This is a genomic window from Sphingomonas sp. CFBP9019, from assembly GCF_034045155.1.
Classification (GTDB): Bacteria; Pseudomonadota; Alphaproteobacteria; order Sphingomonadales; family Sphingomonadaceae; genus Sphingomonas; species Sphingomonas aerolata.
The window spans coordinates 671,892-697,030 of record NZ_JAXCWK010000003.1 but is presented as its reverse complement, the minus strand read 5'-3'; the positions used below and the strand labels follow the sequence as shown (position 1 = coordinate 697,030).

Genomic DNA, 25,139 nt, shown 5'->3' with positions numbered 1-25,139 from the left:
CGCGCGCTCACCCGGCGGGTGGCTTGCCCTCCATCAGCGCCATCAACCGGTCGAGTGGCCCCGTCACCGCATGGATCGTGCGGGTGGCGACCTTGGTATAGAGCGCGGTCGTTTCGAGCTTACTGTGCCCGAGCAGCACCTGGATGACGCGGATGTCGACGTCCTGCTCGAGCAGGTGGGTGGCAAAACTGTGCCGCAGGGTGTGCGGGCTGACACGCTTGCGGATCCCGGCTGCGTCAGCAGCCTCATGAACGGCGCGGTGGAGTTGCCGGGTCGAGATCGGATCGGTGTAGCTGCGCCCCGGAAACAGCCAGCCGTGCGGCAACAGGACGCTGCGCCGCTTGCCCTCGCGCCACCAGAGCCGGAGCAGTTCGAGAAGTTGCGGCGACAGCATCGCATTACGGTCCTTGCGGCCCTTGCCCTCCTCGATGCGGATCAGCATGCGCTTGCTGTCGATGTCGTCGGCTCTGAGGTGTGCGACCTCCGACACCCGCAATCCGGCGCCGTACGCGACGCCCAGCGCGGCGCGGTACTTGATGCCCGGTGCCGCCTCGAGCAGCCGCCCTACCTCCTCGACGCTCAGCACGTCGGGCAGCTTGCGGGGACGAGGCGCGAGGACCAGCCTGCGCGACAGGTCGGGCCGGTCGAGCGTCACGCCAAACAGGAACCGCAGCGCCGATACCGTGGCGCCGATGACGGCCTCTCCGACACCGTGCTCGCGCTGGTGAAGCTGGAAGCGCCGTACGTCCTCGGCAGTCGCGGTCTCCGGCGAGCGTCGCAGGAACGCCGCGAAGGCGCGAACGTGGCGGACATAGTCGTGCTGGGTACGCGACCGCATTGAGCGCATCGCCATGTCGTCGAGCATCCGCTGGCGCAGCGGCGTAACGGACTGTTCGGTGGGTAGAGTCGCCATGGGGAGTTCCTCTCGTTGAAGGAACTCCATCGTCTCCCGCCGCTGCCGCAGAACCAAACCTCAGCGCCGCTGCGCTACCTCAACCGCCACCACCACTGCCGCGCAGCGGCTTCGTGCTTTGGTGGAATGCGGACGTTTCCTGTAGATCTGCGATATGGTCACTAGCTTCATGAGATTACCTCTGATCCTGCGCCTCACCGGTGGCTGGATCCTTGCGTGGATTACCAATGCGCTTCTGGCACCTGTGGCGGCGAACTTTCTCGAGATGCTTGGCCTCTTGATATCAGTAATGGTTGGCTGCGTGCTGCTGTTAGCGGCGGTCGGCATTGTGTTCGAAGGTGTGGTTCGATCCTGGCAGATGCGAAGTGGTAAGGCGCTGGTTGCGCAAGCACTCGTTCCGGCGATCGTTATCGCCCTAGGCGTTCTCTTTCTTACCCATCCGGCGGCGGAGCTTTCGTGGCAAAGGCTGCATGGCGCGAGGGATGTCCCAATCTGGAGGTGGCCCTACCAACCTTAGGGTTCGCTTAGGGGCGTGAGCGGGCGTCAAACGCCAAGCCATTCAAGGCCACCAGGAAGTTCGTCAGCAGAAAAATCGATTTGGAGGACGCGCCGATGCGCCGGACGGCTCGCGGCTTCGGAAGCGTGGAGGATTGGCGTTGCATAGAGCCATAAGTCGCCAGCATCAGCAGTACAGACCCGTGTGCCGCATTTGCTTACCACTTGCTCGATGACATCGACAGGAACACGCCCTTCGGCATGCGAACCGGGCGCAATTAGAAGCGGGGCATTGGTCGCGGGAACATCGTCAAGGTGGGCTCGCAAAGTGACCATGCGCGTGAGTAAATCAAAGGGCGGCGCGACGTGCTGCATGCCGCCCTTGATGGTCCAAGGACCAAAGCCATCCATATCAATCCGCCGCTGCACGCAAATGGTACGGTCTTGATGCCAAGCCAGTGACCAGTTCGTCTCGGCAGTTTTGTCGAAGAAGATTGCTCTCACCGGGCGGCATCTTTGCCCCAGCACATTCGCTGCGATCGAGCCGATTGCTCCACCGCAGGCGAGAAACGGACGGAGGGCTTCAATGCCGCGGATGCGAATACCGGCTTGCTCCGACGGCAGGTGTGCAAGCGCCGCTCGTAAATCGGTCAAGCTGCCGGCTAAAGCGCCCGCAAATAGCTCCGCGCCGTGATCAGAGAATGTAAGGCGGGACTGATCGTGCATCATCACGGCGTCAGCTAAGCCTAAGCGGTGGGCCTTCGCAATGTCTGCTGTTGGGCGTTAGTGGAATGGCCGGTTCGAGAGGGAAGCGGCCATTCGCCAATAGATTCTGAAAGCCTCTTGCCAAATCGGATCAAAACTTTTTAGGTTAATGAGGCGGCTATATCGCTAATGGTGAAGGCTTGGGGCGTGAACGTAAGTTTTGACGGGAATGCTATCAAAGCTGCAAATTCGTCCTAAAATCATTAATAAATAATAAGGATTGAGATGCAGGATCCGTTGGCTCTGCTTGGCGCAGTCTTGATTGCAATTTTGACTTTTTGGGGAACTATCCGAGAGCGCAAGAAATCGGTAAGCATTGCTGTGGCAGCAGAAATTAGAAGCATCATGGCGATGTCCCGGATTAATGGGCTTGAAGAACATCTAAAGCATCTAGGCGATGTCTCATTAAGTGTTGAAAACAGCAAATTTCCCCGCCCATCCACGTCAACAGATCAATCTTATTTTACAGTATATGAAGAAAATGCTGTTGATATTGGCCGTTTGGAGCCTCAAAAAGTTATTAAAATTGTAATGTTTTATCAGAGGGCGCGAAATTGTCTGGACGCAATAAATCACCTCTCTGATTATGACTTTTCCTCATCAACGCCCGAAGAAGTGTCGTACCAGTACCATTTTCTGGCAGACACAGTAAAGACGTTGTTCTTATTCGGTGAAGCACTAATCGACGAACTGGTTGCCAGTTCCATGGCAGCACAAATTCGAAAGAGCTCCGACTCTTTAAGCGCCTTCTGAGTAGACAGCCTCCAATGGCATTCATTCCTAATTGTCATCTAATTTATTAATCAGGGGCGGGTCAGTTTGCTGTTGAGGTGGAAAAACGCCCAGTGCTGCGAACAGGATGCAGGTCATTTGCCTTTTGCGGACACCTAAGCATAACCAGGAATGTCGACAATTGGGCGAAAGCGGTTATTCGATGCGATCGGCTCCGGAACGTCCAGAACTGGTGGAAAGCGGACGGACCGCTATTGGGAAGGCAGATGGCGTTAGCGGACGTCGGCTGACACTGTTGCCTTTCCCAAAAAGGATGCCGTAATGGGAATGTCCGCTTCGGTGGAAAACGGACATTCGCGGGATCGCATGATCGAGTTCCGCTAAGGTCAGAAGGGGGCTCGCGCCGAACGGATCAGGCTGGAAAATGAATTCCGCACAGTTTGTTACCGTCGGGATCACGAAAATAGGCCAGCTCGATGGTGCCCATGGAGGCAGTTTCGCGCGGTCCGGGCGGCGCTTCGATCGAGGTTCCGCCAGCGGCAACGGCGGTGTCGTGAAGCTGCTTCACTTGTTCGGGCGAGTTGCAGGAAAAGGCGACGGTGCTGCCGTTGGCAATGCTTGCCGGTTCGTCGTTGATCGGCTGGCTTACGATGAAGTTGGTCCCGTTGCCATTATTATAGATCAGACGTGTATGGCCGCTATCGGCGGTGTTCCGCGTCCCTTCCCCTGCACCCAAGGTGCCGAGCACCGTGTCGTAGAAGCGCTTGGACCGTTCAATGTCGTTCGATCCGACCATGGTGTGAAAAAGCATGCATACTCTCCTGCAGGCTGACCGACTTCCGATCGCCATTAGCGATCTCACCTACCCGGCATGTGACCCGCAGTCACGCCAGCCTTTAAAATGCTCGTGACCGCGCGAAGTCGACATTGGCGTGTCGCGAATATGCTGAGTTTCGGACGTATCGTATGTCTCGGCTTTTGCGGCACTAAACGCGTTTGGAGACTTGTGTAAGAGACGACGCTGTCTCGAAGACGAACGTCGGGCGGAAACCTCCCGCCTCGATCGCGCTGACGAACGCCTAGGGGTTTCGCTTGCCCAAAATCTGTTCCCGATTGCTCTTTCCCGAAATGGCCAATCGGAGACGGAGAAACGGGAAAGATCGCGCTTAACGAATGGCCGTTACTGGGCGCCCGGATCGCCAGCCTGAAGGTCCGGGTTTGGGCGTTAGCGGTCATTCGGCGCGATAGGCTCGAACGTTCGGGATGAGTAAGGGAGCGGACCGGCCGCCTTTAGCGAGAAGTGGCTTATACCTGCTGTGTCCTTTTCTACGGTTCCAGCTACATCGGACTTTGAACATTCGCCGGGGACGCGTTCATGCAAATTGCGGTTTTGACATTCGAAGGGTTCAACGAGCTCGACTCCTTTATCGCAGCAGGAATACTGAATCGGATGAGGGCACATGGCTGGACCGCGCACATCACGTCGCCGACTGATTCCGTTACGTCCATGAACGGCGTCACGGTCAAGCGTCAGAAACCGTTGGAGTTCGCTGCCGAAGCGGATGCCGTGATAATTGGAAGCGGGATCAGGAGCCGCGAAATCGCGACTGATAATGACCTGCTGTCCCGGATCAACCTTGATCCGTCCCGCCAGCTGATCGGCGCGCAGTGTTCGGGCACCCTCTTGCTCGCAAAGCTGGGCTTGATTGGCGATCTTCCTGCCTGCACCGACCTGACAACCAAGCGCTGGGTGATCGAGGCGGGCGTCGAGGTGATCGATGCTCCCTTTGTCGCACACGGCAACGTCGCGACGGCCGGAGGCTGTATGGCCTCACAATACCTGGCGGCGTGGATAATCGCCCGTGGCGCTTCGCTGCGCGATGCCGAGGAAGCGATGCACTACGTCGCACCGGTAGGCGAAAAGACGCTTTACGTTGAACAGGCCATGAGAGTTGTTGCGCCTTTTATCTCGCCGGCAGCCTCTATCGCCGCTTGAAAACGACGCGGTAACCGGCACCTTCTCGGTGCCGTTCACCGCGTCGGAATGGCAATTTATGGTCGGAAGCGGCGGGGCAGTGCAAACACCGCCCCGCAACGTTCAGACTAAGGCATTGCTCGACACGATTAGCTCGCCCGCGCGCTGCGCGGCGCCGGCCCCGACCGTATACGTCGTCTCGGCCGTCGCGACATGAAACCGCGCGAACGTCGCCCGCGCCCCGGGCGTGTCGTTGATCGACAGGATGAAGCGCCCCTTGATCCCAGCCAGCTGGTCAGCGAGCTGGTCGAAGTCGGCACGGCCGAACACGTCCTGGCCATAATCGGTCTCGCACCCCCAATAGGGCGGATCGAGGTAGAACAGCATGCCGGCGCGGTCATAGCGGCGGATGAAGTCGGCATAGCCGAGCTGCTCGATCACGACGCCGGCGAGGCGCTCGTGGATGTCCGCCAGCAGCGGCTCCAGCTTGGTCACGTTGAACCGCGCGCCCTGCGTCTTGTCGACGCCGAAGTGCCGGCCGTTGACCTTGCCGCCGAACGCCAGGCGCTGGAGGTAGAGGAAGCGGCAGGCGCGTTCGAGGTCGGTCAGCGTTTCGGGCGGCGTCGCTTTCAGTCGTTCGAACTCGGCGCGCGACGCGACGCGGAAGCGCAGCATGTCGATCATGTAGGGATAGTGCCGCTGCAGCACGCGGAAGAAGGTTGCGACGTCGCCCGACACGTCGTTGATGACCTCGACCTTCGGCCGCGATCGGCGCCGCAGGAAAATGCCGCCCATGCCGACGAACGGCTCAGCATAGCCGTCATGGTCGACGCGCTCGATCATCGCGACCAGGCGCGACGCCAGATTGCGCTTGCCGCCGATATAGCCTGCGGCAGGTGCGACGGGCTGAACGGAATTAAGGGTGTACATGTTGGATTTCCTCACCTTGTAGAGATCCCGCCCGCGCCGATCGCGCGGGTGCGGGACGGCCGATGGCCGTTGGTCGTGGCGAGAAGTTCCTCGTCGGTGTGCCGGGCTGGACCCCGGCATCCCCCGCCCGGCTATGCCGGACGTAGGATTATGGCGCGGCCGCGTGCGCCTGACGCGGCGCGAAGGCGACCGCCTCGACGCCGATCTGCGCGTTCATGTCGAGCAGCCGTGCCTGGATCGGCTCGATCTCCAGCTCGAAGAACATGTCGACCGCCTCGCTCGGCTTGCCAAGGCTGGAGCCTTGCGCGGGCACGATGCCGAGCAGGGCAGGCGGCACGCGGTGCGCGGCGAGCACGTCGTCGCGCGTCGCGTTCTTGATCCCGGTAAACTCGTCATTGGCGCCGACCTGCGCGATCGGCAGGATCTTGATCCCGCCATCCTTGCCGCCCGGCTGGTGGACGAACAGGTTCTTGAAATTGCCCGGCCCCTTCGACTGCTTCAACGCGGTGCGGATCGCCTGCACGTCGCCATCGGAGAATTCTCCGGTCGCGTGCAGGATGAAGCCCGCATGGCTGCCGTTGAGGTAATATTTGCGGCGGAACAGCGTTGCCGCCTCGTTCAGCAGCGCGGATTGCAGCGCCGAGAGATATTCCGGCACCCCGTACAGCTCCTGGTTGATGTCGGGCTGCATGATCTGGATGACGCTGTTCGGCCGGAACTCGGTCTCGATCGCGCCGCCTGGTGCGAAGAAATAGCGGCCTTCCTCGACGCCGCGGCGCGTGAACTTGGCGAGCGCATGATCGAGCCGGAGCAGATCGCCCAGCACACTGCGCCGCTGTTCGACGAAGCCGAAGCCGAAGATCAGATAATCCTGCACCAGCTTTTCGAACGTCGCGCGCGACAACCAGGCGGTCGGCATGAACGACCGCACCAGCAGGTTGCGTTTGAGCAAGATCGCCGAACTGTGATGCGGGCTCGCGCGGAACGACCGCGCCAGCCCCTCGACGCTGATCGGCGGTTCGTACCAGCGGCCGTTATGCCAGCACTGGAGCAGGTCGAGCACCTCGCGCCGGCTGTTGACCGGTTCGGGATCGCCGAAGGTGAAGGCCTCGACCGCGGTCGACGGCGCATGCGCCATGTCAATCGCACCAGTTCGGCCCATGCGGCGCGCGCGTCCCTTGCCCATTACAGGATCTCCATGGTGGCCTTCGGCTTTTCCTTGCCGTCGAGCGGTTCGTTGTTGAGCAGCTGCATCGTCGCCCAAGCGAGATCGGCATGACCCTCGTCACCGCCGCGCCCCGCCTTGAAGGTAACGTTGCGGCCCGAGGTGGTCAGCGTCTTCTTGATCGAGACGAAGGACGACACGACGTCGAGCCAGCCGGCATCGAACAGCATGCGGCCGCGCGCGATGACGTGCTGCGCCTTCATGATCATCTGCGCCTTCACCTCGAGCGAATATTCGACCTTGGTGACGCCGCGCAACCCGGCCTCGGGTTTGGCGAGCAGCTGATAGACGCCGGCGCCGACGCCGGTCGCGTCGATCGCGAGGAAGGTGCAATTATAGCGCGACAGCACGCTCTTGATGAAGGTCGCCTGTTCCTCGAAATCGAGCCCGCGCAGTTGGTGCTTCTCGAGCAACCGGAACGGCGCGCCCTGTTCGGCTGGCGGCGCGGCGATCACCAGCGCGGCATTGTCGCCGTCGACGCTGTTCTGCGGATCATAGCTCGCCCAGACGATGCCGGTGCCGAACGGGCGCTCGGCGTCCGGGTTATAATCGGTCCATTCCTCGACGGTATCGACGCCGCATTTGACTAGGTCGTTGAACCGGAACGCCGACAGGCTGTCGTCGACGAAATTGCACAGGAACAGGTTGGCGAACTCGTCGGGCGCATATTCGTCCTCCAGCTCCTCGATATCGAACAGGTCACAGCCGGCCGCCTCAGCGTCGCGGATGTTGACGATATGCCGCCACACGCGGTCGAGCCCTTGGGCACCGTCCTTCAGCGCGGCGTGGCTGACGTCGATCTCGACTCGGTTTTCCTTGCGACGCCGCTTGTTGCGGCGCTCGCCGGTCCAATAGGGATAGGCCGGATGCGCGATGGTCGACGGCGTCGAGAAATAGGTCTTCCGCCATTTCCTGTGCGTCGCCATGCCCGAGGCGACCTTGTTCAGCTCCTCGAAGCTGTGGACCCAGAAGAACTCATCGAAATAGAAATTGCCGTGGCGTCCCTGCGCGGTGCGGAAATTGGTCCCGAGGAAATGCAGCTCGGCCGCGGCCTCTTCGGCCGGGCGCAGCTCGCTGGTGATCAGCATCGGATCGCCGGCCAGGCTGACGCCGACCAGCTTGGCGAAGCTGACGATGTAGCTACGGAACTGGTGTGCCTGCGCCTTGGACGCCGACAGGAAGATCTGGTTGCGGCCGGTCTCGATCGCGTCGATCAGCGCTTCGAACGCGAAATAATAGGTCGCGCCGATCTGCCGTGATTTGAGAATCATCCGCGTGCGGAACGTCAGCGCCGCGAACCATGCCTCTTGATAGCCATAGAGCTGGTCGAGGAAGATCGCCTTCAGCTCGGCCGCCTGATCGGCGGTGAAGTGGTTCTTCTTCGCCTTCTTCTTCTCGCCGGCGTTTCGGTTGGCGACCTTGTCGTTCAGATCGCCCGAATGCCCGCCGGGCGCCTCGTAGCGGCGCACCTTCGCCAGGCTCTCCACCTGACGGCGCAGCGCATCCAGCTCGGTATAATCGGCGCCGGTCTTCCTCTCCTTGCAGATCAGCACCATCAGCCGCGTCTCAAGGCAGTCCTCCAGCTTGCGGATCGACGGCGCCTCATCCCAGCCGTGACGTCGCGCCCAGCTTTTTACCGTATCGTATTTGACCGCCAGCTCGTCGGCGATCTGCGCGAGGCTCCAGCCGCGCCAGTACAGGCTGCGCGCCGGGCGCACCCGTTCTTCGACGGGAAGGGTAAGCGGGTCGGCAAGGATCAACATGGTCGGCGAGCCTAGCCATGCCCCCGTATCGGCCGCCCCCTATAGTTCTTGTAGAATGCCATTCTACAAGATCACTGAATTGAGGACATCGCCTAAGCATCTTCGAAAGCGCCCAAACGGTCATTCCATTTTTGTCTCGGATGCGGCACAGCTTATATAACTTGAAGCGGTCGTAGATTCAGAAGCCGCGCCGCGGCCAAAACCCGGCTGTTATCCGCCTAATATCTTCAGATTTGTTGGCGCCGACGCGAGCGCTCCGTGCTGCTTGCAAGTTTCAGCTGCCTAAGCACGCTCGCCAGATACTCGACGATCCATCACGAATTGTCGTGACGAGATCGAACCAAATGCTAGGTCATAGTTTATGGACGAGGATGCCTTGATCGATGCGCTGCTTGGCCACGGCTATTTGCCTAAGGAACTGCCGCCGCCATTCACCAGCGCAAGCCTTGCCCGTAATATCGGCCCCCTTTCCGCTGCCTGGCGGGGCTATGCTGACGGATTACCCGCTAAAGAAAAACGGAACTATCCATTTCCGTCGCACTTTGGTCGCTTCGACATGGCGCGCAAAGGGCATTCCAGGCGGATGCTGGCGATTCCGAACCCCGTAAATCAATATCATCTAGTTCAGACCCTTGCTAATAATTGGGACACCGTCAGAGCCCAAATGACCACGTCTGCAATCAGCATGACGCCAGCGCTGGTTACACCGGACGATAGCCGTGCAGTACCGATGCCTAAGCTCGCCTTGCTGGCCGAACGGCGAATTAAAGCTTACGCGACTAGCCGGGCAACGCTCCAGACCGATGTGCTCAGCTTCTACCATGCGATCTACACTCATTCGATTCCCTGGGCACTGCATGGTAAGCGAGACGCCAAGCGGAATCGTCGCGATACGGGACTTCTCGGGAACCGTCTCGATTTCTTAATGCGCGGATGCCAAGATGGGCAGACAATTGGCATCCCGGTTGGACCTGATAGCTCTCGAATTATTTCCGAATTGATACTCTGTGCGGTTGAGCGCGATATCGATCCGGCTATCTCAGCTCTTCTTCTCGATGGCTATAGGTACGTTGATGACTTCTTTCTTGCCTTCAACTCAAACGTTGATGCTGAACGCTATCTTTCTGCATTGCGCGGCGCTATTCTAAATTACGATCTACAACTGAACGCGTCGAAGACAGCGATTGCAGCGGCGCTAGAGTTTAATGAAGCCAGTTGGCCTGGAACGATCGCCAGCCTCTCGCTTGCATCATCGCCGCGCGATCAGCGGCGCGATATAATGCGCTTCTTTACAGAGGCGATTGATTTATCAAAGTCGTATCCCGATGAAAGTATCGCATCCTATTCAGTGCGAACAACATCGCGCATATTGATCCAGCGCGAAAACTGGGATCTATATGAGTCATTCTTACTGCGTGTCGTGCGCGAGAACTCAAGTTGCTTAGATGCTGTTGTAAAGATAATCTGCACGTATGCGGCCGCCGGCTATCCTATTGGCGCAACTGTAAATCAGTTTGTAGAGCGCATGATCGAGGATCATGCGCCTTACAACCATCATTATGAAGTGGCTTGGGTGCTTTGGCTCTGCCGCAGTCTGGAAATCAAACTAAGTGAGCGCGCGACAGCTCTCGTTGGAAGGGTCGAAAACAGTATCTGTGCGTGCCTTACCTTGATGTTGCGTTCGCGTCGCCTATTGACCGGGCGTGGTGCCGTTTCTGACTGGATGGGCGCAGCGAACGACGAAAGCCTCCGCAGCGAATATTGGATGCTAGTCTATGAGGCAGGTATACGTAAGACTTGGCTGGTACCGGGAGCACGCGAGGCCGTTCAGGCTGACCCGCATTTTCGGGCAATGCGGGACATAGGCATTTCCTTTTTTGACAATAGCACAACCAACTTACCGCTGAACCTGCCCGCCATTGGTCCTAAATTGCAGGCAAACCTTAACGGGCGTCGTTCAGCAATTCTTCCCGGTGCAATCGAGATCATTTCCAGCGTACCGCTACGATCTAGGCGCTACGAAACTTTGGGCGAGGATTATGGATCCAGCTCCACAATCCATGACTGGCGTGGCTGGGCAGGTATTGATCCACTCGACGATGACGATGAACCTGACGACGAAGTGCCATTCTGAATATAACTTTTTATACCTATACAGAACTTATACGTCACCATAATCAATATCACTGAGGTTAAACGTTTATCCTAGTCATCTGGTGTGGGGAAAGCGGAAGAGACGTAGTGCGTCTTTCGTAACTTATGCTACAGCGTCTTTCGGCGGAAACAATATCCACTTTTCCACAACGGCGGGTCCGTTTTCCTCCTATTTCAGACAATCGTGGTGCATAACTGAAAACGGCTGCATTCCGCGTCTTGTAGAATAGCATTCTACAAGACCCGCCGCTTGAGACTTCGCCCGTCTTCGTCCCTGTTCGATCCAACAAACGGCGCCCGGCGCGCCGCAATCGAACCGAGGACCAGCCGCCATGGGCACCAAGAGCAAGCCGTTCCGCGCCTTCGTCGAAGGCGAGACCATCAGCGATGGCCGCAAGGTCACGCCCGAGATGATCGACGAATGCGTCGCGACCTTCGCGCCCGCGACCTATTCCCCGCGGATCAACCTCGAACACGTCTCCGGCTACAGCCCGGAGCCGCCCTTCAACGGCTATGGCGACGTCGTCTCGCTCGAAGCCAAGACCGACGACATCGTCATCGCCGGCAAGAGCGAGAAGCGCCGCGCGCTCTACGCGATCGTCGAGGGCAACGACCAGCTGGTTGCGCTCGCCAAGGCCGACCAGAAGCCGTTCCCCTCGGTCGAGCTCACCCCCAATTATGCCGGTAGCGGCAAGTTCGGCATCATCGGTTTGGCCTTCACCGATACGCCCGCATCGATCGGCACCGAGCGCCTGCAATTCTCGCACCGTGCGCCCGGCACGGTGTTCGCCTCGGGATCCGACGCCGTCGCGATCGAATTCGAAGCGAAGCAGGCCGAACAGGAGAAGGTCGACAGCATCGTCGATCGCCTGTTCTCGGCCGTCGCCGCCAAATTCAAACCCGCCGAGCCCGTCACGCCGCCGCCCGCCAACGACAATTTCGATCCGGCGACCTTCGCCACCGACATGCGGACCGCATTCAGCGGCTCGCTGACCGCGGCGCTGAAGCCGGTCACGGATGCGCATGCCTCGCTGCAACGGGAGCTCGCGACGCTGAAGACGCAGCTGGCCGCCACCGAGCAGTCCGGCTTCTCGCGCGCACCGGCATCGGGGGCAGGGGACGACGCCGTCACCGACTGCTGATCCGCCGCGCCCGACACCGACCGCCCCGTCAGACCGCCTCCACAGGAACCGCCCCGATGCTCAACGCCACCCGCACCAAGTACGACGCCTATACCCAGCAGATCGGCAAGCTCAACAATGTCGCCGACCCCAGCCGCGCCTTCGAGGTGCTGCCGGCGATCGCGCAGACGCTGCGCGCCAAGCTCAAGGGATCGAGCGACTTCCTGTCGAAGATCAACATCATCCCGGTGGTGGCGCAGGAGGGCGACAAGGTCGGTGTCGGCGTGAAGGGCACGATCGCCAGCCGCACCGACACGCGCACCAAGGACCGCAGCCCGCGCTATCCCGGCGATCTCGACGAGACGCGCTACCGCTGCGAGAAGACCGACTTCGACACGCTGATCCGGTACGAGACGCTCGACGCCTGGGCGCATCAGCCCAATTTCCAGACGCTGCTGCGCGACGCGATCGTCAGCGCCAAGGCGGTCGACATCATCACCATCGGCTTCAATGGCCTTTTCGTCGCGAAGGACACCGACCCGGTCGCCTATCCGCTGCTTCAGGACGTCAACAAGGGCTGGCTCCAGCACATCCGCGAGGACGCGCCCGAGCGCCATGCCGCGGGCGGCGAGCTGAAGGCGGAGACGCGCGACGCGGACGGTGTCGTGACCGCAGCCGGCGCGATCTATGTCGGCGCAGGCGAGGTCGGCACCGAGGTCGATTACGTCAACATCGACGCGCTGGTGTTCGCCGGCATCGAGCTACTGCACGAGAATTACCGCGAGGATACCGATCTCGTCGCGATCGTCGGGCGCGAGCTGGTCAACGACAAGTATTTCTCGATCGTCAACGCATCGGGCGACCGCGCGACCGAACAGCTCGCGCGCGACGTGCTGCTTTCCGACAAGAAGATCGGTGGGCTCAGCGCAGTGCGCGTGCCGAAATTCCCGAAGAACGCCATCCTCATCACCACGCTCGCCAACCTGTCGGTCTACGAACAGATCGGCACCGAGCGGCGCAAGATCGAGGACAACGCCAAGCGCGACCAGATCGAGAACTACGAGAGCGTGAACCACGCCTATGTCGTCGAGGACATGGGCAAGGCCGCGCTGATCGAGAACATCATCATGGGCAAGTCGCCCGCCGCGCGCGCGCCGGCCGGCGACTAACCCTTTCCCCCCGTTCCCGCCCCCACAGGACACGCCATGAGCTTCGCTCGACGCCAGGAACAAATCCTAGCCATGAAAGCGGCGTCTGCTCCTGCCTCCGGGGGCGGGCACATCCGTACCGCCGCGGTCGCCAAACCGACCGCGGCGGACCAACCGCTCATGCCCGCTGGCAACACGCCGGCCGCGCGCGCCGCGGCCACGATATCCATGCGGCTGCGCCATGACATGCAGAGGCTGAAACAGATCAAGTCGATCGACCGCAAGGTCGCCGCCAAGCGCGAGATGCTGCCCGACTACCGCGCATGGTGCGATGGGCTGCTCGATGCCGGGCGCGGTGCCGACACCAGCACGCTGGAGCCGACCGGCGCCGACGACGTGCTGCCGACCATCATGGTCTGGTGCATGGACGTCGGTGACTGGTCGCGCGCCTTGGCGCTCGCCCGCTTCGTGCTGCGCTTCTCGATCCCCATGCCCAAGCGATACGAGCGCGACGCCGCCACGCTGGTGCTGGAGGAGATCGCCGACGCCGCGCTGAAGACGCAGGTTCGCGGCGATGCCTTCCCGCTCGACGTGCTCGAGGCCGTCGAACTGCTGACCGACGGCCTCGACATGCACGACCAGCCGCGCGCCAAGCTCTTCAAGGCGATCGGCGCCGAGCTGATCCGCGCGGCGGGCATGTCCACCGGCGACGCCATCATCCCGACGATCGACCGCGCCACGGCCATGCTGACGCGCGCGCAGGATCTGCACGACCGGGTCGGCGTGAAGGCCATGCTGCGCGGTCTCGAAAAGGCGAAGATCGCCGCCACGAAATCCGAGGCCGGCGACACCGCCGGCTGAACCAAGCTCGCCCCCGGCGCTCGGGGACGGATCACGCGAGACGGGAGGCCTTCGGGCCACAGGGCCGTCGCTCGACCTGATCCCCACCCCCGTGAAATCAAGGACCGTCCCCATGACCATCATCGCGACCGTCCTGCCCGACGAAGATACGCCAGCCCCGGCGCTGATCGCGAATGATGGCTTCCTGCCCGACATCGACCCCGCCATGTTCCGCGAGCAGCACCGCATCCGCGACGCGGTCACGCCCGCGCGGGCGCGCGAGGCGCTGATCGCGGGCATCCTGACGGTCGGGCGCGATCTCGCCGCCTGGGCCGCAGGGCATCGCGCGGCGGGGATCCTCCGCCTGGAGAGCGTGCCCGCCTCGACGATCGACGGCATCAGCACGCTGGTGCTGCTCTACCGCCGCGCCGTCTTCACCGCCGCCAAGGCCGAAGTCGTCGAGCGCTACCGCGACGTCGATCTGACCGGCGCCGGGCAACGCAAGGCGGAAGATCTCGACCCCAGCGTCGCCGAGCTGCGTCGCGATTCGCTGCACGCGATCCGCGACGTGCTCGCGGTCACGCGCACCTGTGTCGAGCTGATCTGATGACGACGCCCGACACGGTCCGCGCCCGCGACGGCGATACGCTCGATGCGCTGATCTGGCGCGAGCGCGGGCTCGGTCCCGCCGATCTGCCGGCGGTGCTCGCCGCCAATCCCGGCATCGCCGCGCGCGGCCCGATCCTGCCCAAGGGGCTGCCCGTAAACCTTCCCGCCATCGCCGCGCCGGCCGTCGCCGTGCGCACCGATGTCGTCAACCTGTGGGACTGACGATGCACAAGCTCCTCCATGACCTGGCCGAAGGGCTGCTCGCCTTTCTCGGCTCGCTCGTTCCGCCCGCGCTCGGGTCGATCGTCAGCATGCTGTACGATCCGGACCTCACCTGGGGGCAGCGCGCGACACAGCTCTGGGTCGGCGTTGTCGTCAGCTATTTCGTGCAGCGGGCGGCCGGCGCGGTCTACCCGTTCCATCCCTTCGTCCTCCAGGCGCTCGGGTTCATGCTCGGGATGGTCGCCTTCAAGACCGCGCCCGGTTTCATCACCGGCTGCGCGACCGCGGCCGGTGAGCTGCCCGGCATCATCCGCGACCGCTTGGTCGCCTTCCTCCCCGCCAAGAAGGAGAAAAAGTGATGCCGAACCCCGGCACCACCACGCCTGCGCGTGCGCGCGCCAAGACGCTGATCGGCGTCGTCGGTCTCGCCACCGCCGTTATTGTCACCCCGTTCGTGTCCGCATGGGAGTCGGGCGGCAGGCCGCGGCTCGAAGCCTACCGCGACATCGTCGGCGTCTGGACGATCTGCGGGGGTGAGACGCTCGGCGTGACGCCCGGCATGCGCGAGACGGTTGCGGGGTGCGAAGCCCGCGACGAGGCCGCGCTGATCCGGCACGCCGAACCGGTCCTCGCCTGCACGCCATCGCTTCGCGGCCATCCCAACCAGCTAGCCGCAGCCATCAGCCTTGCCTACAATATCGGCACCGGTGCCTATTGCGGCTCGACGGTCGACCGCCGCTTCGACGCGGGCCAGTGGCGCGCGGCGTGCGACGCCTTCCTTTTGTGGAACAAGGCGGGCGGCAAGGTCGTGAACGGTCTCGTCCGTCGACGCCAGGCGGAGCGCGACCTTTGCCTCAAAGGTCTGCCGCGATGATCCGCGCGATCCTGTCGAAGCTGCGCGGCGAGGCTGCGTTTCTCGTCCTGCTCGCGGTCGCGGGGGCGGGGGCTTGGCTCTATGTCCTTTTCCAGCAGGTCCGCGCCGATCGCGACGATGCCGTGCACCGCGCCGAGATCGTCTGCGCGCGCTCGGGTGTCGAATGGGGCGCAACCGACACCGCAGCGCGCGGCGTGCTCTGCGCGCGCCATATTGCCGGCCTCGTCGCGTTCCGCGCCGACGCCGACCAGCAGACCGCGCGGCTGTTCGCCAAGGCGATGGCCGACGCCAGCGCCCGCACCGTCAAAGACAACCAGGCCGCGCGCCTTGCGGCCGAAGCCGCCAGCGCCGCGGCCATCCGCATGGAGACCGCAGATGCCGAAGCCGAACGCCGCAACCTTGTCGATCGTGAGTGGCTTGCTGCTGTCAACGGCGTTGCCGGCCTGCGCCCACCGACCCGCTGATCCGCCGGTTGCGGTACCGGTCGCCGTTGCGATCGAACGGCCGCTGCCACCTGCCGACCTGATGATGTGTGCAGAGCGCCCCGCCGGCCTGCCCGAAGATGCGTCGCTGATCGCGCAGATCCCGACGGCCATCCGCGCCGGCATCATCCGCATGGCCCGCGCCTTCCGCACGAACGCCGATGGCAAAGACCGGCTGGTCAACTGGCTGGCGGCAGACAGCTGCCCAGTCCCGGGAAAGCCGATCCAATGAAAAAGCTCGTGACCTTACGCGCGCACCTGATCGCATCTGTTCCCACAATCAGGAACAGCCCGGAGAAGATGGAGATTTTTGTCGATAAGGGGGACGTCGCGGTGCGCGCCGGCTCGCTGTCGTTCGAATATTCCTACACGGCTTCGATCTGGGTGCAAGACCATGCCGGGAGTGTCGACACTTTGTTGGTGCCGATCCTGGCATGGATCGCTGCCAACCAGCCCGACCTGTTCGAGAAAGGCGAGCGTAAGCCGTTTACCTTCGAAAGTGAGCTGCTCGATGCCGAGACGTGCGACATTACGATCACGCTCGAGCTGACCGAGCTGGTGCGCGTCGAACAGCATGCGAGGGGCCTGAAGGTCTCGCATCTGCCCGAGCCCGTTCTGCTCGATCAGTTTGCCGGCGTTCCGACCGGTACCGCCCTGTGGGCCGGGCTGATCGATGACGCAGCCGGCAGTATCGAGATTGTCACGCGATGACCGACTTCGAACCGATCGAACAGTTCTGCCGCGATCTGCTACTGCGCACCGCCGCACCCGAGCGCGCGCGGCTTATGCGCGCAATCGGCCGCGAGATCCGCAAGAGCCAGTCCGATCGCATCGCCGCCCAGCGCGATCCGGAAGGGGCGGCGTTCGCCCCGCGACGTCCCAAGCCCGATCGGGGGAGGAAGAAGGGGAAGCTGCGCCAGCAGAAGATGTTCCGCAAACTGCGTATGGCCAAAAGCCTGAAGGCTGGCGGCAACGGCGATGAGATATGGGTCGGCTTCGGCGGGCGCGCGTCGCAGATCGCCAGCATCCACCAAGCCGGCCTATCGGACGCCCCGGCGCCTGGTCAGCCGAAGGTGCGCTACGCCCGGCGCGTGCTGCTAGGCCTCACGGAACCAGAACGACAGCGGATCCTCGACCTGATTCTCGCGCAGGCGGCGCCACGCTGATCTTGTAGAATGCTTTTCTACAAGAGCGGGCCGTAGCCATGGCGTCGCGCGCACGACGACATGGCCCGACCATGGCCGCCACTTCTAACTCCACGACCGTCGACCTGTCGCGCTTGCCCGCACCCGTCATCGTCGAACAAAAGACGTTCGAGACGATCGTTGCAGAAATGGTTGCCCAGGTGCAGGCGTTGCTGCCGAACTTCGACGCGACCGTCGACAGCGACCCGGCGGTCAAGGTGCTGCAAACCGCCGCTTACCGCGAGCTGTTGATCCGGCAGGCGTTTCAGGACGGCGGAAAACAGCTCATGGTCGCGTTCGCTACGGACGCCCGGCTGGATCACCTCGGCGCGCTCGTCGGTGTCGCCCGCCTGGTCGTCACGCCGGGCGATGCCGCGACGGGTGCCGAGGCGATCTACGAGGACGACGATACCTATCGGCAGCGCATCGTGCTTGCGCCGGAAGGCTTCTCGGTCGCCGGCCCCGAACTCGCCTATGTAAAGCACGCAAAGGACGCGAGCGCCGATGTCCTCGACGCCAGTGCCACGTCGCCGGCGCCTGGCGAGGTCCTCGTATCGGTCCTGTCGGCGACCGGTAACGGCACCGCGCCGGCTGCGCTGCTTGCATCGGTCGCCGAGATAGTAACCGATCCCGCCATTCGCCCGCTCGGCGATCTTGTCACCGTCGCATCCGCCACGATCATCGGCTTTGCGATTACCGCCAGCCTGATCACGTTCGACGGCCCCGACATCAACTTGGTCCTCGCAGCCGCACGTACGAGACTGGACGCCTATCTCGCGTTCAACCGCAAGCTCGGCCGCACGATCACCACGTCGGGGATTACCGCCGCCCTGACAGTCGAGGGCGTCCACAAGGTCAACCTGCCGGCTCCGATCGCGGACATCGACTGCGATCTGACCGAAGCCGCAAATTGCACCGGCATCGCGATCACGCATGGCGGCTATGCCTCCTAGCCTGCTGCCCCCGAACGCGATGCCGCTCGAACGCGCGCTCGAGGCTGGAACCGCGCGCTTGGCAGACATCGACGCGCCGATCGCCGCGCTATGGGATCCGGCCACCATGCCGCTTGGCGATTTGCCGTTCCTAGCTTGGGCGCTGTCGGTGGATTCGTGGGATCCCGAATGGTCCGAGGCGACCAAGCGCGATGCGGTCGCGCGCTCGATCGCGCTGCACCGGATCAAGGGCACGCGGATGTCGGTCGAGGCCGTGCTTGCCCGGTTCGACGAACTGGCCAGCATCGTCGAATGGCATGAGGCGTCCCCGCGCGCGCCGGCCAACACTTTCGAAGTGCATTTGCCGATCATCGGCACGGATGGTGCGGCGTCGGGTACGCGCGTGACCGCGGTCTTTGCCGAGCGGATCGTTCGCGAGGTCGGGCGCGCCAAGCCACTGCGTGAACATTTCACGTTGGTGCAGCGGCTGCCGCTGGAGGCTGCGATCGGAACGCTGGTCACCGCGCGCGTCGCAGCACTCCTGCGGATCGAACCAACACTGGTCATCGACACCTCGCCGGAATGGGACGGCTATCTTCAGACCGAAGACGGCGAGCCGCTGCAAGATCCCGCGACCGGCGCCTTTCTGGATACCACCCCATGACCGCGGCACTCACCATCACGATGACCAACGCCGGGCGCGAGCGGTTCACCGCGGCGCAGGTCGGCGAGGGTATCGAGTTGCAGATCTCCAGCGTCGGTCTGACCGATGCGAAGTTCGTCATTGCGCCGACGCTCGATGCCCTGCCGGGTGAGTTCCGGCGCATCCAGACGATCTCCGGCGAGGCGGTCGGCAACAATATCGTCCACATGGTAATCCGCGATACCGATGCCGTCGGATACAGCGTGCGCGGCATCGGCCTCTTCCTTGCCGATGGCACGTTGTTCGCGGTCTACGGCCAGCCCGATCCGATCTTCGAAAAATCGACGCTGACGACGCTTCACCTGGCGCTCGATATCGCGTTCACCACACCGGATATCGACGCGTTGACGTTTGGCGACACCAACTTCCTGATCCCGCCAGCGACCGAAGTGACACGCGGGGTCGTCGAACTTGCAACGATCGAGGAGGCGGAGACCGGGGACGCGACGCGCGTGACGACGGGGTGGGTCGTCGCGGCCATGCTCAAGAGTCTTCAGAACGCGGTATCCGACGTCCTGGCGTCAATCATGTCGCGGAGGATCGACGGAGCGGGGCTCGTGAAAGGCGGCGGTGATCTCACTGCCAGTCGGACGCTCACCGTCGATGCCGCCAACGCCGAACAGCTGCGCTTCGGTGCCGCACCGGATTACGTTGCCACCGCGGCCGGCTTGAAACAGGCCGGTTTCATCTTCCTGGTCGAGCAGCAGACGGATGGCGTGAACCGCTACCGCCGCTATTCGGATGGCCTGATCGAGATGAGCGGCGTTTCCGGACTACCGGGAACCGAGTCCACCTTCACGCTGAACTTTCCGTGGCCGTTCCTCAACGAGTGCGAAGGCCTCTGGGCAACCGTCATCAACACCGCGCAGACCAATGATGGTCAGTCAACGGTGCAGGAGGTCGCGCTCTCGATCGACCACGCCACGCTTTACGCTCAGAACCACAAAACGCCGACCGTCGATGCCGCAGGCGGCTTCCGCTGGTTTGCGCGAGGACGATAATGGCAAAGATCACCGCACTCCCGATCGCCGATGAACTCGACGGCGAGGAACTCCTCACCGTCGTCCAGGGCGCCCGAACGAAGCGCGTAGCGATGGCCTCGTTCCGCAATCTCATCACGCCCTACCTGCAATACTGGTACAAGGGGGACCGTGGCGCCACAGGCGAGGCCGCGAACACGTTCACGTCGCTGGCGGCGTTGAAGGCGATCGACCCGGCGCTGTTCCCGTCGACGATCCTGATCAACGGCAGCGCGCCGCCCGTCACCTATGGCTTCGTCGAGGACGATTTCACCGGTCAGGCGGATGACGATCGGGTCGTCGCGCTCGATACCGTGCCGTTGGCATCCGGTGCGCTGGTCCGCCAGACCTCGCGCTCGATCTCGTTCGGCCGTCGCTCGATCGAGGACAAGCTTAACGAGAATATCAGCCCCTACGATAAGGGCGCGGTGGGCGATGGCCTGTCAAACGACCTCGCGGCGCTTCAGGCGTGCATCGACGCCGGCGGGAATCTCCCGACAGGCCGATTTTATATCGGCAGTGGTCGGCTTCGTCCTCGCAGTGGTCAGACGATCCTCGGCAGCGGCAAATCGGCGTGGGAGCCGTATCTCGGCGCACCTGGAGGTGTCGGGTCGCCTTTCCCGACGATCGAGCGGACGGTCATCGTCATCGACAAGGGAACGACAGCCTGGGATCTGAGCGGACTCAATTCCGTCACGATCGTCGGCGTCACCGTCAGGGCAAAGCTCGGCAAGCAATCGGGCTATGGCATGGACCAGGGCTCCGTCGACGATACGATCGGGTTCGACATCACCGCCTCGTCGCAGATCGAACTGATCGACATCGGTCTACTCGGACTTGCCAAGGGGATTTCGGCAAATCCGGCGCCGGGGCAGGCCGTTGCTCAGATGCCGCATTTGTCGCGCATCATGGCGTCGGACTGTGAGCGCGTCCTGGCGTTCGGCACCGCAGCGTCGTCCAGCTATACTGTCCGCGACGCGCGGATCGACGGCATCGTCATCGCGCTCCACTGCAAATACATCCTCGACGCGCACTGGTGCGATGGCCTGCGCTACGAGATGAACCGCCTGTACCAGGCCAAGTCCAACTCGATCTATATACGAAAGTGCAATCTCGTCTCGATCATCGGCGTCACCGTCTTCGAATCCACGCTCGACGGCGTCGTGCTCGAGGATTGCGAGATGGTCGTCATGAGCGGCATGACCATAGCGCGCAGCGGTTCCTATGCCGCGACGATGCCGTGGGCACAGCGGATTGGCCTGCGTCTCACACGCTGCAACGGCGTGTCATTCGAGGGGCTGCTCGAAAAGACGACCGGCGCACCGATCCTCATCGAAGACTGCGTCGGTATCCGGATCGACGCCACGATCGATACGCCGTTCTGGACGACGGGCAATGCGACCAATGCCAGCGGTGCGATCAACGTGTGGAACAGCGTCGCCGTTCGGATCAACGGCACGATCACCGGCAACACGGCGTGCTGGATCGCGGTATGGGCCGACGCGAAAAGCGCGCGGACACTCACCGGCAATGTGGCTGCCGATCCTCACATGGGGTTCACCCGCGCTCTCGGCCTCCAAGGCTATGGTGGCCACATTATCCGGCTCAGCGCTGCCAAGGAACTCGGCAAGGGTGGGGGCGTCGCGATCGATCCGATCAGGGTATTGCTGCCGGCGGGCAAGCGATTGGTCACGCGCTCCGTCGAGATGACGTCCGGCACCGTTATCCTGCGCCTGGGGACCGCCTTCTGGACGAACTATGCCACCGAACCGGGTGGCGGCAGTCTGGCGATCGACGACAAGGTACTGGCGGAAAATTCGACCATTGAGGATCGGTGGGTAACGATCCAGCCAAGCCTCCATAATCCGAGCGAGGCGTCCGTCACGATACCGGTTGGTCACGAAACGCGGATCTCGACAGCCATCGTCGCCATGTAGTCGCGGGCGGCGCTCTTGTAGAATGCGTTTCTACAAGAGCGCGGCCTCGCCTCCGCGCACGCGCCGCGCATGGTCGCCGTTATGGCCGATCCCGCCGACATTCAGCGCCTCATTGGCGATCTCGCGCGCGAAGGCACCGTTGCGTCGGTAGATCTCGCCGCCGGCACTGCCCGCGTCCAGTTCGCCGACGATCTGACGACGGGCGATATTCCGTGGCTTGCGAGCCGCGCCGGATCCACGCGCACCTGGTCGCCGCCCGCGATCGGTGAACAGGTCGTTGTCCTGGCACCCGAGGCGGACACTGCACGCGGCATCATCATCGGCAGCCTGTCGAGCGACGCGCATCCGCACCCCGCGAACGACGACTCCTCCCTGACCGAATATCAGGACCGTGCGCGGATCGGTTACGATCCCATGACCCACACCCTGACGGCCATCCTGCCGGCCGGCGCGACCGTTCGGATCGATGCGGACGGTGGCCTGTCGTTCAAGGGCGACCTCGCGGTCGATGGCGACATTCACGCGACCGGCACCGTGACCGGCGACGCGAATGTCGTCGGTGGTGGCAAGAGCCTCAAGGGCCACGTCCACACGAAGGTGCAGGCGGGGGCCGCGATCTCGGGGCCGCCGCAATGATCGGCATGGATCGCAACACCGGTGCGCCCCTAGCTGGTGCAGATCACCTCGCGCAGTCGATCGGCGACATCCTCGGCACGCCACTCGGCACCCGGATTGGGCGGCGTGAATATGGCTCGCTCGTTCCTCAGTTGCTCGATCAGCCGAACAACGAACTCGGCCGCATGCGGATATTCGCCGCCGCAGCGCTCGCCCTTCTTCGACAAGAAGGCCGCGCGCGGATCTCGCGCGTCGTGCTTTCGCCCGGACAACTCCCGCATGAGGCCGTCATCACGGTCACCGGCCGGCGCACCGACACGACGGCCGCCCCCGCCTTTTCCATCTCGTCCACCATCCGCGCCATGTCGGCGCTCGCCTGAAAGGTCCGCCCATGAGTTTCCTCCACGGGATCAACGTCACCGAGGTCAAGACATCGACCCGCGGCATCGCAACCGTCGCCACCGCCGTCATTGGGCTGGTCGCGACCGCACCCGATGCGGTTGCCGGCGCGTTCCCGCTCGACACCGCGGTCAAGGTGACGAACCTCGACGACGCGATCAAGAAGGCCGGCGCGGGCGGCACGCTGCGCGCCGCGCTGGTCGCCATCGCAGGACAGGTCGCCGCGCCCGTCGTTGTTGTACGCGTCGCGCCTGGTGCTACGCCGGCTGACACCGCGACCGCGGTCATCGGCACCGATGTGGCCGGCGTGAAGACCGGCATGCAGGCACTGCTGACCGCCTCGGCCCAGTTGAACCTCCATCCTCGGATCATCGGCGCGCCCGGCCTCGAGGGCGAGCTGGTGACGAAGGCGATGGTCGCCGTCGCCAAGCGCCTGCGCGCCCGTGTCTATGCGTACGCGATCGGCAACGACCGCGGCGAGGTCATCGCCCACCGCGCGCTGTTCCCTGATGCGCGCGAGCTGACGTTGCTCTGGCCCAGCGTGACCGCGCCATATGGCGTCGGCGGTGCCAGCATCGGCGTGCCGGTCGCGGCCGTCGCAATGGGCGCGCGCGCCGCGATCGACCAGGAACAGGGCTGGCACAAGACGCTGTCCAACGTCGCACTGCCCGAGATCGATGGCCTGGCGGCAGATGTCACCTTCGACATTCAGGACGCGGACTGCGACGCCAACGTGCTCAACGCGTCGCAGCTGGTGACGGTGGTCCGCATCGCGGGCGAACTGCGCTTCTGGGGCAACCGCACCTGCGCCGCGCCCGACAGCGACTTCGTGTTCGAAAGCGCCTGCCGCACCGCGCAAATCCTCGCCGACACCGTCGCGCTCGGCCTCGTCTGGGCGATGGACAAGCCGCTGCTGCCCAGCCTCGCCAAAGACATCGTCGAGCAGATCAACGAGAAATTCCGGACCGAGACGCGCGCCGGCCGCATCCTCGGCGCCGTGGCCGTTTTCGACGGGGCGAGAAACCCGGTCGAGCAGCTGAAGGCCGGCAAGCTGCTGATCGGCTACCGCTACACCTTCGTGCCCCCGCTGGAAGCGCTCGGACTCGAGCAGGAGATCTCGGACGAGTTCTTCGCCGACTTCACCAGCTTGGTCGCCGGCAACTAACCCCACCTCCCGCACGAAAGGCCGACGCGATGGCGTTCCCCAGCAAGCTCAAACAGACGATGATGTTTAACGATGGCGAGGCCTTTATCGGCGAAACCGTCTCGATCACGCCGCCCAAACTCGTCCGCAAGTTCGAGGATTATCGCGCGGGCGGCATGAGCCGCGCGGTCAAGGTCGACATGGGCGGCGAGGCGCTGGAGATGGAGGCGACCTATGGCGGCCCCATGCGCCAGATCCTGCGCCAGCACGGCATGCTCAATATCTCGGGCGTGCAGCAGCGCTTCGTCGGCTCGTTCCAGAACGATGACACCGGCGCCGTCGACGCCGTCGAGATCGTCACGCGCGGCCGGCACGAAGAGATCGACATGGGCGAATGGAAGCCCGGCGAAGACACCGAGTTCAAGGTCAAAAGCCAGCTCAGCTATTTCAAGCTGACGTGGAACGACGTCGTCGAGGTCGAGATCGATGTGCTCGGCATGATCGAGGTCGTTGGCGGCGTCGACCAGATGGCCGCGCACCGCGGGGCGCTGGGGCTTTAGCCCCCGCGCCACCTCCTCCGCCCCGCCGAGAAACAAATCCGAGGATCGATAAGATGAACGACCAGAACGTCACGCAAAACTCCGCACCCACCGCACAAGGCGACGTCACGCTCGAATACGACATCGTCGTCGCCGACAAGGTCGTGATGCCGGCGGGTACGCTGATTCATGTCCGAAAGCCGATGGGCGGCGCGCTGCGCGGTGCGAATCTCGGCGGGCTGGTGCGGATGGATTACAATCAGGTCGCGCTCGTCGCGCCCCGCGTGACGCAGCCCGTCCTCCATCCGCACCTCATCGACGCGATGGATCCTGCGGACGTGACGCAGATCGCAGGGGTGCTCGTCGATTTTTTGCTGCCGACTGCGACGAAGGCGGCACTCTCCCAGAGCATGTAGAAG

At 63.0% G+C, this 25,139-nt stretch carries 30 protein-coding genes; 24 read left to right on the top strand and 6 right to left on the bottom strand.

The window, feature by feature from the left end; translation table 11 throughout:
- Positions 1-7 precede the first annotated feature (7 nt).
- The gene (locus SOM18_RS11345) at positions 8-913 is read right to left on the bottom strand and encodes a tyrosine-type recombinase/integrase (protein ID WP_320481694.1); all 906 of its coding nucleotides are present in this window, start codon (positions 911-913) and stop codon (positions 8-10) included.
- A gap of 154 nt (positions 914-1,067) precedes the next feature.
- Here SOM18_RS11345 and SOM18_RS11340 point away from each other — a divergent pair, with 154 nt between their 5' ends.
- On the top strand, positions 1,068-1,430 hold the full coding sequence (locus tag SOM18_RS11340; protein WP_320481693.1) for a hypothetical protein: 363 nt from the start codon (positions 1,068-1,070) through the stop codon (positions 1,428-1,430).
- Between the two features lie 26 nt (positions 1,431-1,456).
- Here SOM18_RS11340 and SOM18_RS11335 read toward each other — a convergent pair whose 3' ends face one another.
- On the bottom strand, positions 1,457-2,137 hold the full coding sequence (locus SOM18_RS11335) for a phytanoyl-CoA dioxygenase family protein (RefSeq protein WP_320481692.1): 681 nt from the start codon (positions 2,135-2,137) through the stop codon (positions 1,457-1,459).
- 261 nt (positions 2,138-2,398) lie between these two features.
- Here SOM18_RS11335 and SOM18_RS11330 point away from each other — a divergent pair, with 261 nt between their 5' ends.
- Positions 2,399-2,926 carry a hypothetical protein gene (locus SOM18_RS11330; RefSeq protein WP_320481691.1) on the top strand — a complete coding sequence of 176 codons (528 nt, stop codon included), beginning with the start codon at positions 2,399-2,401 and terminating at the stop codon, positions 2,924-2,926.
- A 391-nt stretch (positions 2,927-3,317) separates the two neighbouring features.
- On the opposite strand, the gene SOM18_RS11325 is transcribed toward SOM18_RS11330, so the two are convergent.
- The gene (locus tag SOM18_RS11325) at positions 3,318-3,716 is read right to left on the bottom strand and encodes a VOC family protein (protein WP_320481690.1); all 399 of its coding nucleotides are present in this window, start codon (positions 3,714-3,716) and stop codon (positions 3,318-3,320) included.
- A gap of 564 nt (positions 3,717-4,280) precedes the next feature.
- Here SOM18_RS11325 and SOM18_RS11320 point away from each other — a divergent pair.
- Complete coding sequence (locus SOM18_RS11320) at positions 4,281-4,901, top strand: DJ-1/PfpI family protein (protein WP_320481689.1); 621 nt, start codon at positions 4,281-4,283, stop codon at positions 4,899-4,901.
- Positions 4,902-5,003: 102 nt separating this feature from the next.
- On the opposite strand, the gene SOM18_RS11315 is transcribed toward SOM18_RS11320, so the two are convergent.
- The 3 genes from SOM18_RS11315 to SOM18_RS11305 all read right to left on the bottom strand — a co-directional run bounded on the left by SOM18_RS11315 (position 5,004) and on the right by SOM18_RS11305 (position 8,798).
- On the bottom strand, positions 5,004-5,810 hold the full coding sequence (locus SOM18_RS11315; protein ID WP_320481688.1) for a DNA adenine methylase: 807 nt from the start codon (positions 5,808-5,810) through the stop codon (positions 5,004-5,006).
- Between the two features lie 148 nt (positions 5,811-5,958).
- Positions 5,959-6,996 carry a phage portal protein gene (locus SOM18_RS11310; protein ID WP_320481687.1) on the bottom strand — a complete coding sequence of 346 codons (1,038 nt, stop codon included), beginning with the start codon at positions 6,994-6,996 and terminating at the stop codon, positions 5,959-5,961.
- Positions 6,996-8,798: a terminase large subunit domain-containing protein gene (locus SOM18_RS11305; RefSeq protein WP_320481686.1), complete on the bottom strand. Its 1,803-nt coding sequence runs from the start codon at positions 8,796-8,798 to the stop codon at positions 6,996-6,998. The genes SOM18_RS11310 and SOM18_RS11305 overlap by 1 nt, the downstream gene beginning before the upstream one ends.
- A 361-nt stretch (positions 8,799-9,159) precedes the next feature.
- Between SOM18_RS11305 and SOM18_RS11300 the strand changes: the two genes are divergently transcribed.
- From SOM18_RS11300 to SOM18_RS11200, 21 genes are all read left to right on the top strand, one after another.
- Positions 9,160-10,932 (top strand): RNA-directed DNA polymerase, encoded by a 1,773-nt coding sequence (locus SOM18_RS11300; RefSeq protein WP_320481685.1) that lies wholly within the window; start codon positions 9,160-9,162, stop codon positions 10,930-10,932.
- 352 nt (positions 10,933-11,284) lie between these two features.
- A complete protein-coding gene (locus SOM18_RS11295; protein WP_320481684.1) occupies positions 11,285-12,094 on the top strand; it encodes a GPO family capsid scaffolding protein in 810 nt (269 codons plus the stop codon).
- Positions 12,095-12,150: 56 nt separating this feature from the next.
- Complete coding sequence (locus tag SOM18_RS11290; RefSeq protein WP_320481683.1) at positions 12,151-13,242, top strand: phage major capsid protein, P2 family; 1,092 nt, start codon at positions 12,151-12,153, stop codon at positions 13,240-13,242.
- 72 nt (positions 13,243-13,314) lie between these two features.
- A complete protein-coding gene (gene gpM / locus SOM18_RS11285) occupies positions 13,315-14,082 on the top strand; it encodes a phage terminase small subunit (protein WP_320481682.1) in 768 nt (255 codons plus the stop codon).
- A gap of 112 nt (positions 14,083-14,194) precedes the next feature.
- The gene (locus tag SOM18_RS11280) at positions 14,195-14,668 is read left to right on the top strand and encodes a head completion/stabilization protein (RefSeq protein ID WP_320481681.1); all 474 of its coding nucleotides are present in this window, start codon (positions 14,195-14,197) and stop codon (positions 14,666-14,668) included.
- Complete coding sequence (locus tag SOM18_RS11275) at positions 14,668-14,892, top strand: tail protein X (RefSeq protein ID WP_320481680.1); 225 nt, start codon at positions 14,668-14,670, stop codon at positions 14,890-14,892. The genes SOM18_RS11280 and SOM18_RS11275 overlap by 1 nt, the downstream gene beginning before the upstream one ends.
- Positions 14,893-14,894: 2 nt before the next feature.
- Entirely contained in the window at positions 14,895-15,251 is a 357-nt protein-coding gene (locus tag SOM18_RS11270; protein WP_056405911.1) for a hypothetical protein, read from the top strand.
- Positions 15,251-15,766 carry a lysozyme gene (locus SOM18_RS11265; protein WP_320481679.1) on the top strand — a complete coding sequence of 172 codons (516 nt, stop codon included), beginning with the start codon at positions 15,251-15,253 and terminating at the stop codon, positions 15,764-15,766. The genes SOM18_RS11270 and SOM18_RS11265 overlap by 1 nt, the downstream gene beginning before the upstream one ends.
- Positions 15,763-16,230: a hypothetical protein gene (locus tag SOM18_RS11260; protein WP_320481678.1), complete on the top strand. Its 468-nt coding sequence runs from the start codon at positions 15,763-15,765 to the stop codon at positions 16,228-16,230. The genes SOM18_RS11265 and SOM18_RS11260 overlap by 4 nt, the downstream gene beginning before the upstream one ends.
- Positions 16,184-16,480, top strand: a complete 297-nt coding sequence (locus SOM18_RS11255) for a hypothetical protein (protein WP_320481677.1) — start codon at positions 16,184-16,186, stop codon at positions 16,478-16,480. Before SOM18_RS11260 ends, SOM18_RS11255 begins: the two co-directional genes overlap by 47 nt.
- Positions 16,477-16,959: a phage tail protein gene (locus SOM18_RS11250; RefSeq protein ID WP_320481676.1), complete on the top strand. Its 483-nt coding sequence runs from the start codon at positions 16,477-16,479 to the stop codon at positions 16,957-16,959. The genes SOM18_RS11255 and SOM18_RS11250 overlap by 4 nt, the downstream gene beginning before the upstream one ends.
- Positions 16,956-17,414 carry a phage virion morphogenesis protein gene (locus SOM18_RS11245; RefSeq protein ID WP_320481675.1) on the top strand — a complete coding sequence of 153 codons (459 nt, stop codon included), beginning with the start codon at positions 16,956-16,958 and terminating at the stop codon, positions 17,412-17,414. Before SOM18_RS11250 ends, SOM18_RS11245 begins: the two co-directional genes overlap by 4 nt.
- Before the next feature lie 71 nt (positions 17,415-17,485).
- Complete coding sequence (locus SOM18_RS11240) at positions 17,486-18,385, top strand: baseplate assembly protein (protein WP_320481674.1); 900 nt, start codon at positions 17,486-17,488, stop codon at positions 18,383-18,385.
- The gene (locus tag SOM18_RS11235) at positions 18,366-19,028 is read left to right on the top strand and encodes a phage tail protein I (RefSeq protein ID WP_320481673.1); all 663 of its coding nucleotides are present in this window, start codon (positions 18,366-18,368) and stop codon (positions 19,026-19,028) included. Before SOM18_RS11240 ends, SOM18_RS11235 begins: the two co-directional genes overlap by 20 nt.
- A complete protein-coding gene (locus tag SOM18_RS11230; protein WP_320481672.1) occupies positions 19,025-20,068 on the top strand; it encodes a gp53-like domain-containing protein in 1,044 nt (347 codons plus the stop codon). Before SOM18_RS11235 ends, SOM18_RS11230 begins: the two co-directional genes overlap by 4 nt.
- Positions 20,068-22,023, top strand: coding sequence for a hypothetical protein (locus tag SOM18_RS11225; RefSeq protein ID WP_320481671.1), 1,956 nt, complete (start codon positions 20,068-20,070; stop codon positions 22,021-22,023). The genes SOM18_RS11230 and SOM18_RS11225 overlap by 1 nt, the downstream gene beginning before the upstream one ends.
- A gap of 69 nt (positions 22,024-22,092) precedes the next feature.
- Positions 22,093-22,659, top strand: coding sequence for a phage baseplate assembly protein V (locus tag SOM18_RS11220; protein WP_320481670.1), 567 nt, complete (start codon positions 22,093-22,095; stop codon positions 22,657-22,659).
- The gene (locus SOM18_RS11215) at positions 22,656-23,018 is read left to right on the top strand and encodes a GPW/gp25 family protein (protein WP_320481669.1); all 363 of its coding nucleotides are present in this window, start codon (positions 22,656-22,658) and stop codon (positions 23,016-23,018) included. The genes SOM18_RS11220 and SOM18_RS11215 overlap by 4 nt, the downstream gene beginning before the upstream one ends.
- An 11-nt stretch (positions 23,019-23,029) precedes the next feature.
- On the top strand, positions 23,030-24,202 hold the full coding sequence (locus tag SOM18_RS11210) for a phage tail sheath subtilisin-like domain-containing protein (RefSeq protein WP_320481668.1): 1,173 nt from the start codon (positions 23,030-23,032) through the stop codon (positions 24,200-24,202).
- Between the two features lie 29 nt (positions 24,203-24,231).
- Complete coding sequence (locus SOM18_RS11205) at positions 24,232-24,741, top strand: phage major tail tube protein (RefSeq protein ID WP_320481667.1); 510 nt, start codon at positions 24,232-24,234, stop codon at positions 24,739-24,741.
- A gap of 53 nt (positions 24,742-24,794) precedes the next feature.
- Positions 24,795-25,136 (top strand): phage tail assembly protein, encoded by a 342-nt coding sequence (locus SOM18_RS11200; RefSeq protein WP_320481666.1) that lies wholly within the window; start codon positions 24,795-24,797, stop codon positions 25,134-25,136.
- Positions 25,137-25,139 lie beyond the last annotated feature (3 nt).

Excerpts from the sequence above, each read along its gene's own strand:
- SOM18_RS11345 (WP_320481694.1), bottom strand. The coding sequence starts at position 913 with ATGGCGACTCTACCCACCGAACAGTCCGTTACGCCGCTGCGCCAGCGG.
- SOM18_RS11340 (WP_320481693.1), top strand. The coding sequence starts at position 1,068 with ATGGTCACTAGCTTCATGAGATTACCTCTGATCCTGCGCCTCACCGGT.
- SOM18_RS11335 (WP_320481692.1), bottom strand. The coding sequence starts at position 2,137 with ATGATGCACGATCAGTCCCGCCTTACATTCTCTGATCACGGCGCGGAG.
- SOM18_RS11330 (WP_320481691.1), top strand. The coding sequence starts at position 2,399 with ATGCAGGATCCGTTGGCTCTGCTTGGCGCAGTCTTGATTGCAATTTTG.
- SOM18_RS11325 (WP_320481690.1), bottom strand. The coding sequence starts at position 3,716 with ATGCTTTTTCACACCATGGTCGGATCGAACGACATTGAACGGTCCAAG.
- SOM18_RS11320 (WP_320481689.1), top strand. The coding sequence starts at position 4,281 with ATGCAAATTGCGGTTTTGACATTCGAAGGGTTCAACGAGCTCGACTCC.
- SOM18_RS11315 (WP_320481688.1), bottom strand. The coding sequence starts at position 5,810 with ATGTACACCCTTAATTCCGTTCAGCCCGTCGCACCTGCCGCAGGCTAT.
- SOM18_RS11310 (WP_320481687.1), bottom strand. The coding sequence starts at position 6,996 with ATGGGCAAGGGACGCGCGCGCCGCATGGGCCGAACTGGTGCGATTGAC.
- SOM18_RS11305 (WP_320481686.1), bottom strand. The coding sequence starts at position 8,798 with ATGTTGATCCTTGCCGACCCGCTTACCCTTCCCGTCGAAGAACGGGTG.
- SOM18_RS11300 (WP_320481685.1), top strand. The coding sequence starts at position 9,160 with ATGGACGAGGATGCCTTGATCGATGCGCTGCTTGGCCACGGCTATTTG.
- SOM18_RS11295 (WP_320481684.1), top strand. The coding sequence starts at position 11,285 with ATGGGCACCAAGAGCAAGCCGTTCCGCGCCTTCGTCGAAGGCGAGACC.
- SOM18_RS11290 (WP_320481683.1), top strand. The coding sequence starts at position 12,151 with ATGCTCAACGCCACCCGCACCAAGTACGACGCCTATACCCAGCAGATC.
- gpM (WP_320481682.1), top strand. The coding sequence starts at position 13,315 with ATGAAAGCGGCGTCTGCTCCTGCCTCCGGGGGCGGGCACATCCGTACC.
- SOM18_RS11280 (WP_320481681.1), top strand. The coding sequence starts at position 14,195 with ATGACCATCATCGCGACCGTCCTGCCCGACGAAGATACGCCAGCCCCG.
- SOM18_RS11275 (WP_320481680.1), top strand. The coding sequence starts at position 14,668 with ATGACGACGCCCGACACGGTCCGCGCCCGCGACGGCGATACGCTCGAT.
- SOM18_RS11270 (WP_056405911.1), top strand. The coding sequence starts at position 14,895 with ATGCACAAGCTCCTCCATGACCTGGCCGAAGGGCTGCTCGCCTTTCTC.
- SOM18_RS11265 (WP_320481679.1), top strand. The coding sequence starts at position 15,251 with ATGCCGAACCCCGGCACCACCACGCCTGCGCGTGCGCGCGCCAAGACG.
- SOM18_RS11260 (WP_320481678.1), top strand. The coding sequence starts at position 15,763 with ATGATCCGCGCGATCCTGTCGAAGCTGCGCGGCGAGGCTGCGTTTCTC.
- SOM18_RS11250 (WP_320481676.1), top strand. The coding sequence starts at position 16,477 with ATGAAAAAGCTCGTGACCTTACGCGCGCACCTGATCGCATCTGTTCCC.
- SOM18_RS11245 (WP_320481675.1), top strand. The coding sequence starts at position 16,956 with ATGACCGACTTCGAACCGATCGAACAGTTCTGCCGCGATCTGCTACTG.
- SOM18_RS11240 (WP_320481674.1), top strand. The coding sequence starts at position 17,486 with ATGGCCGCCACTTCTAACTCCACGACCGTCGACCTGTCGCGCTTGCCC.
- SOM18_RS11235 (WP_320481673.1), top strand. The coding sequence starts at position 18,366 with ATGGCGGCTATGCCTCCTAGCCTGCTGCCCCCGAACGCGATGCCGCTC.
- SOM18_RS11230 (WP_320481672.1), top strand. The coding sequence starts at position 19,025 with ATGACCGCGGCACTCACCATCACGATGACCAACGCCGGGCGCGAGCGG.
- SOM18_RS11225 (WP_320481671.1), top strand. The coding sequence starts at position 20,068 with ATGGCAAAGATCACCGCACTCCCGATCGCCGATGAACTCGACGGCGAG.
- SOM18_RS11220 (WP_320481670.1), top strand. The coding sequence starts at position 22,093 with ATGGTCGCCGTTATGGCCGATCCCGCCGACATTCAGCGCCTCATTGGC.
- SOM18_RS11215 (WP_320481669.1), top strand. The coding sequence starts at position 22,656 with ATGATCGGCATGGATCGCAACACCGGTGCGCCCCTAGCTGGTGCAGAT.
- SOM18_RS11210 (WP_320481668.1), top strand. The coding sequence starts at position 23,030 with ATGAGTTTCCTCCACGGGATCAACGTCACCGAGGTCAAGACATCGACC.
- SOM18_RS11205 (WP_320481667.1), top strand. The coding sequence starts at position 24,232 with ATGGCGTTCCCCAGCAAGCTCAAACAGACGATGATGTTTAACGATGGC.
- SOM18_RS11200 (WP_320481666.1), top strand. The coding sequence starts at position 24,795 with ATGAACGACCAGAACGTCACGCAAAACTCCGCACCCACCGCACAAGGC.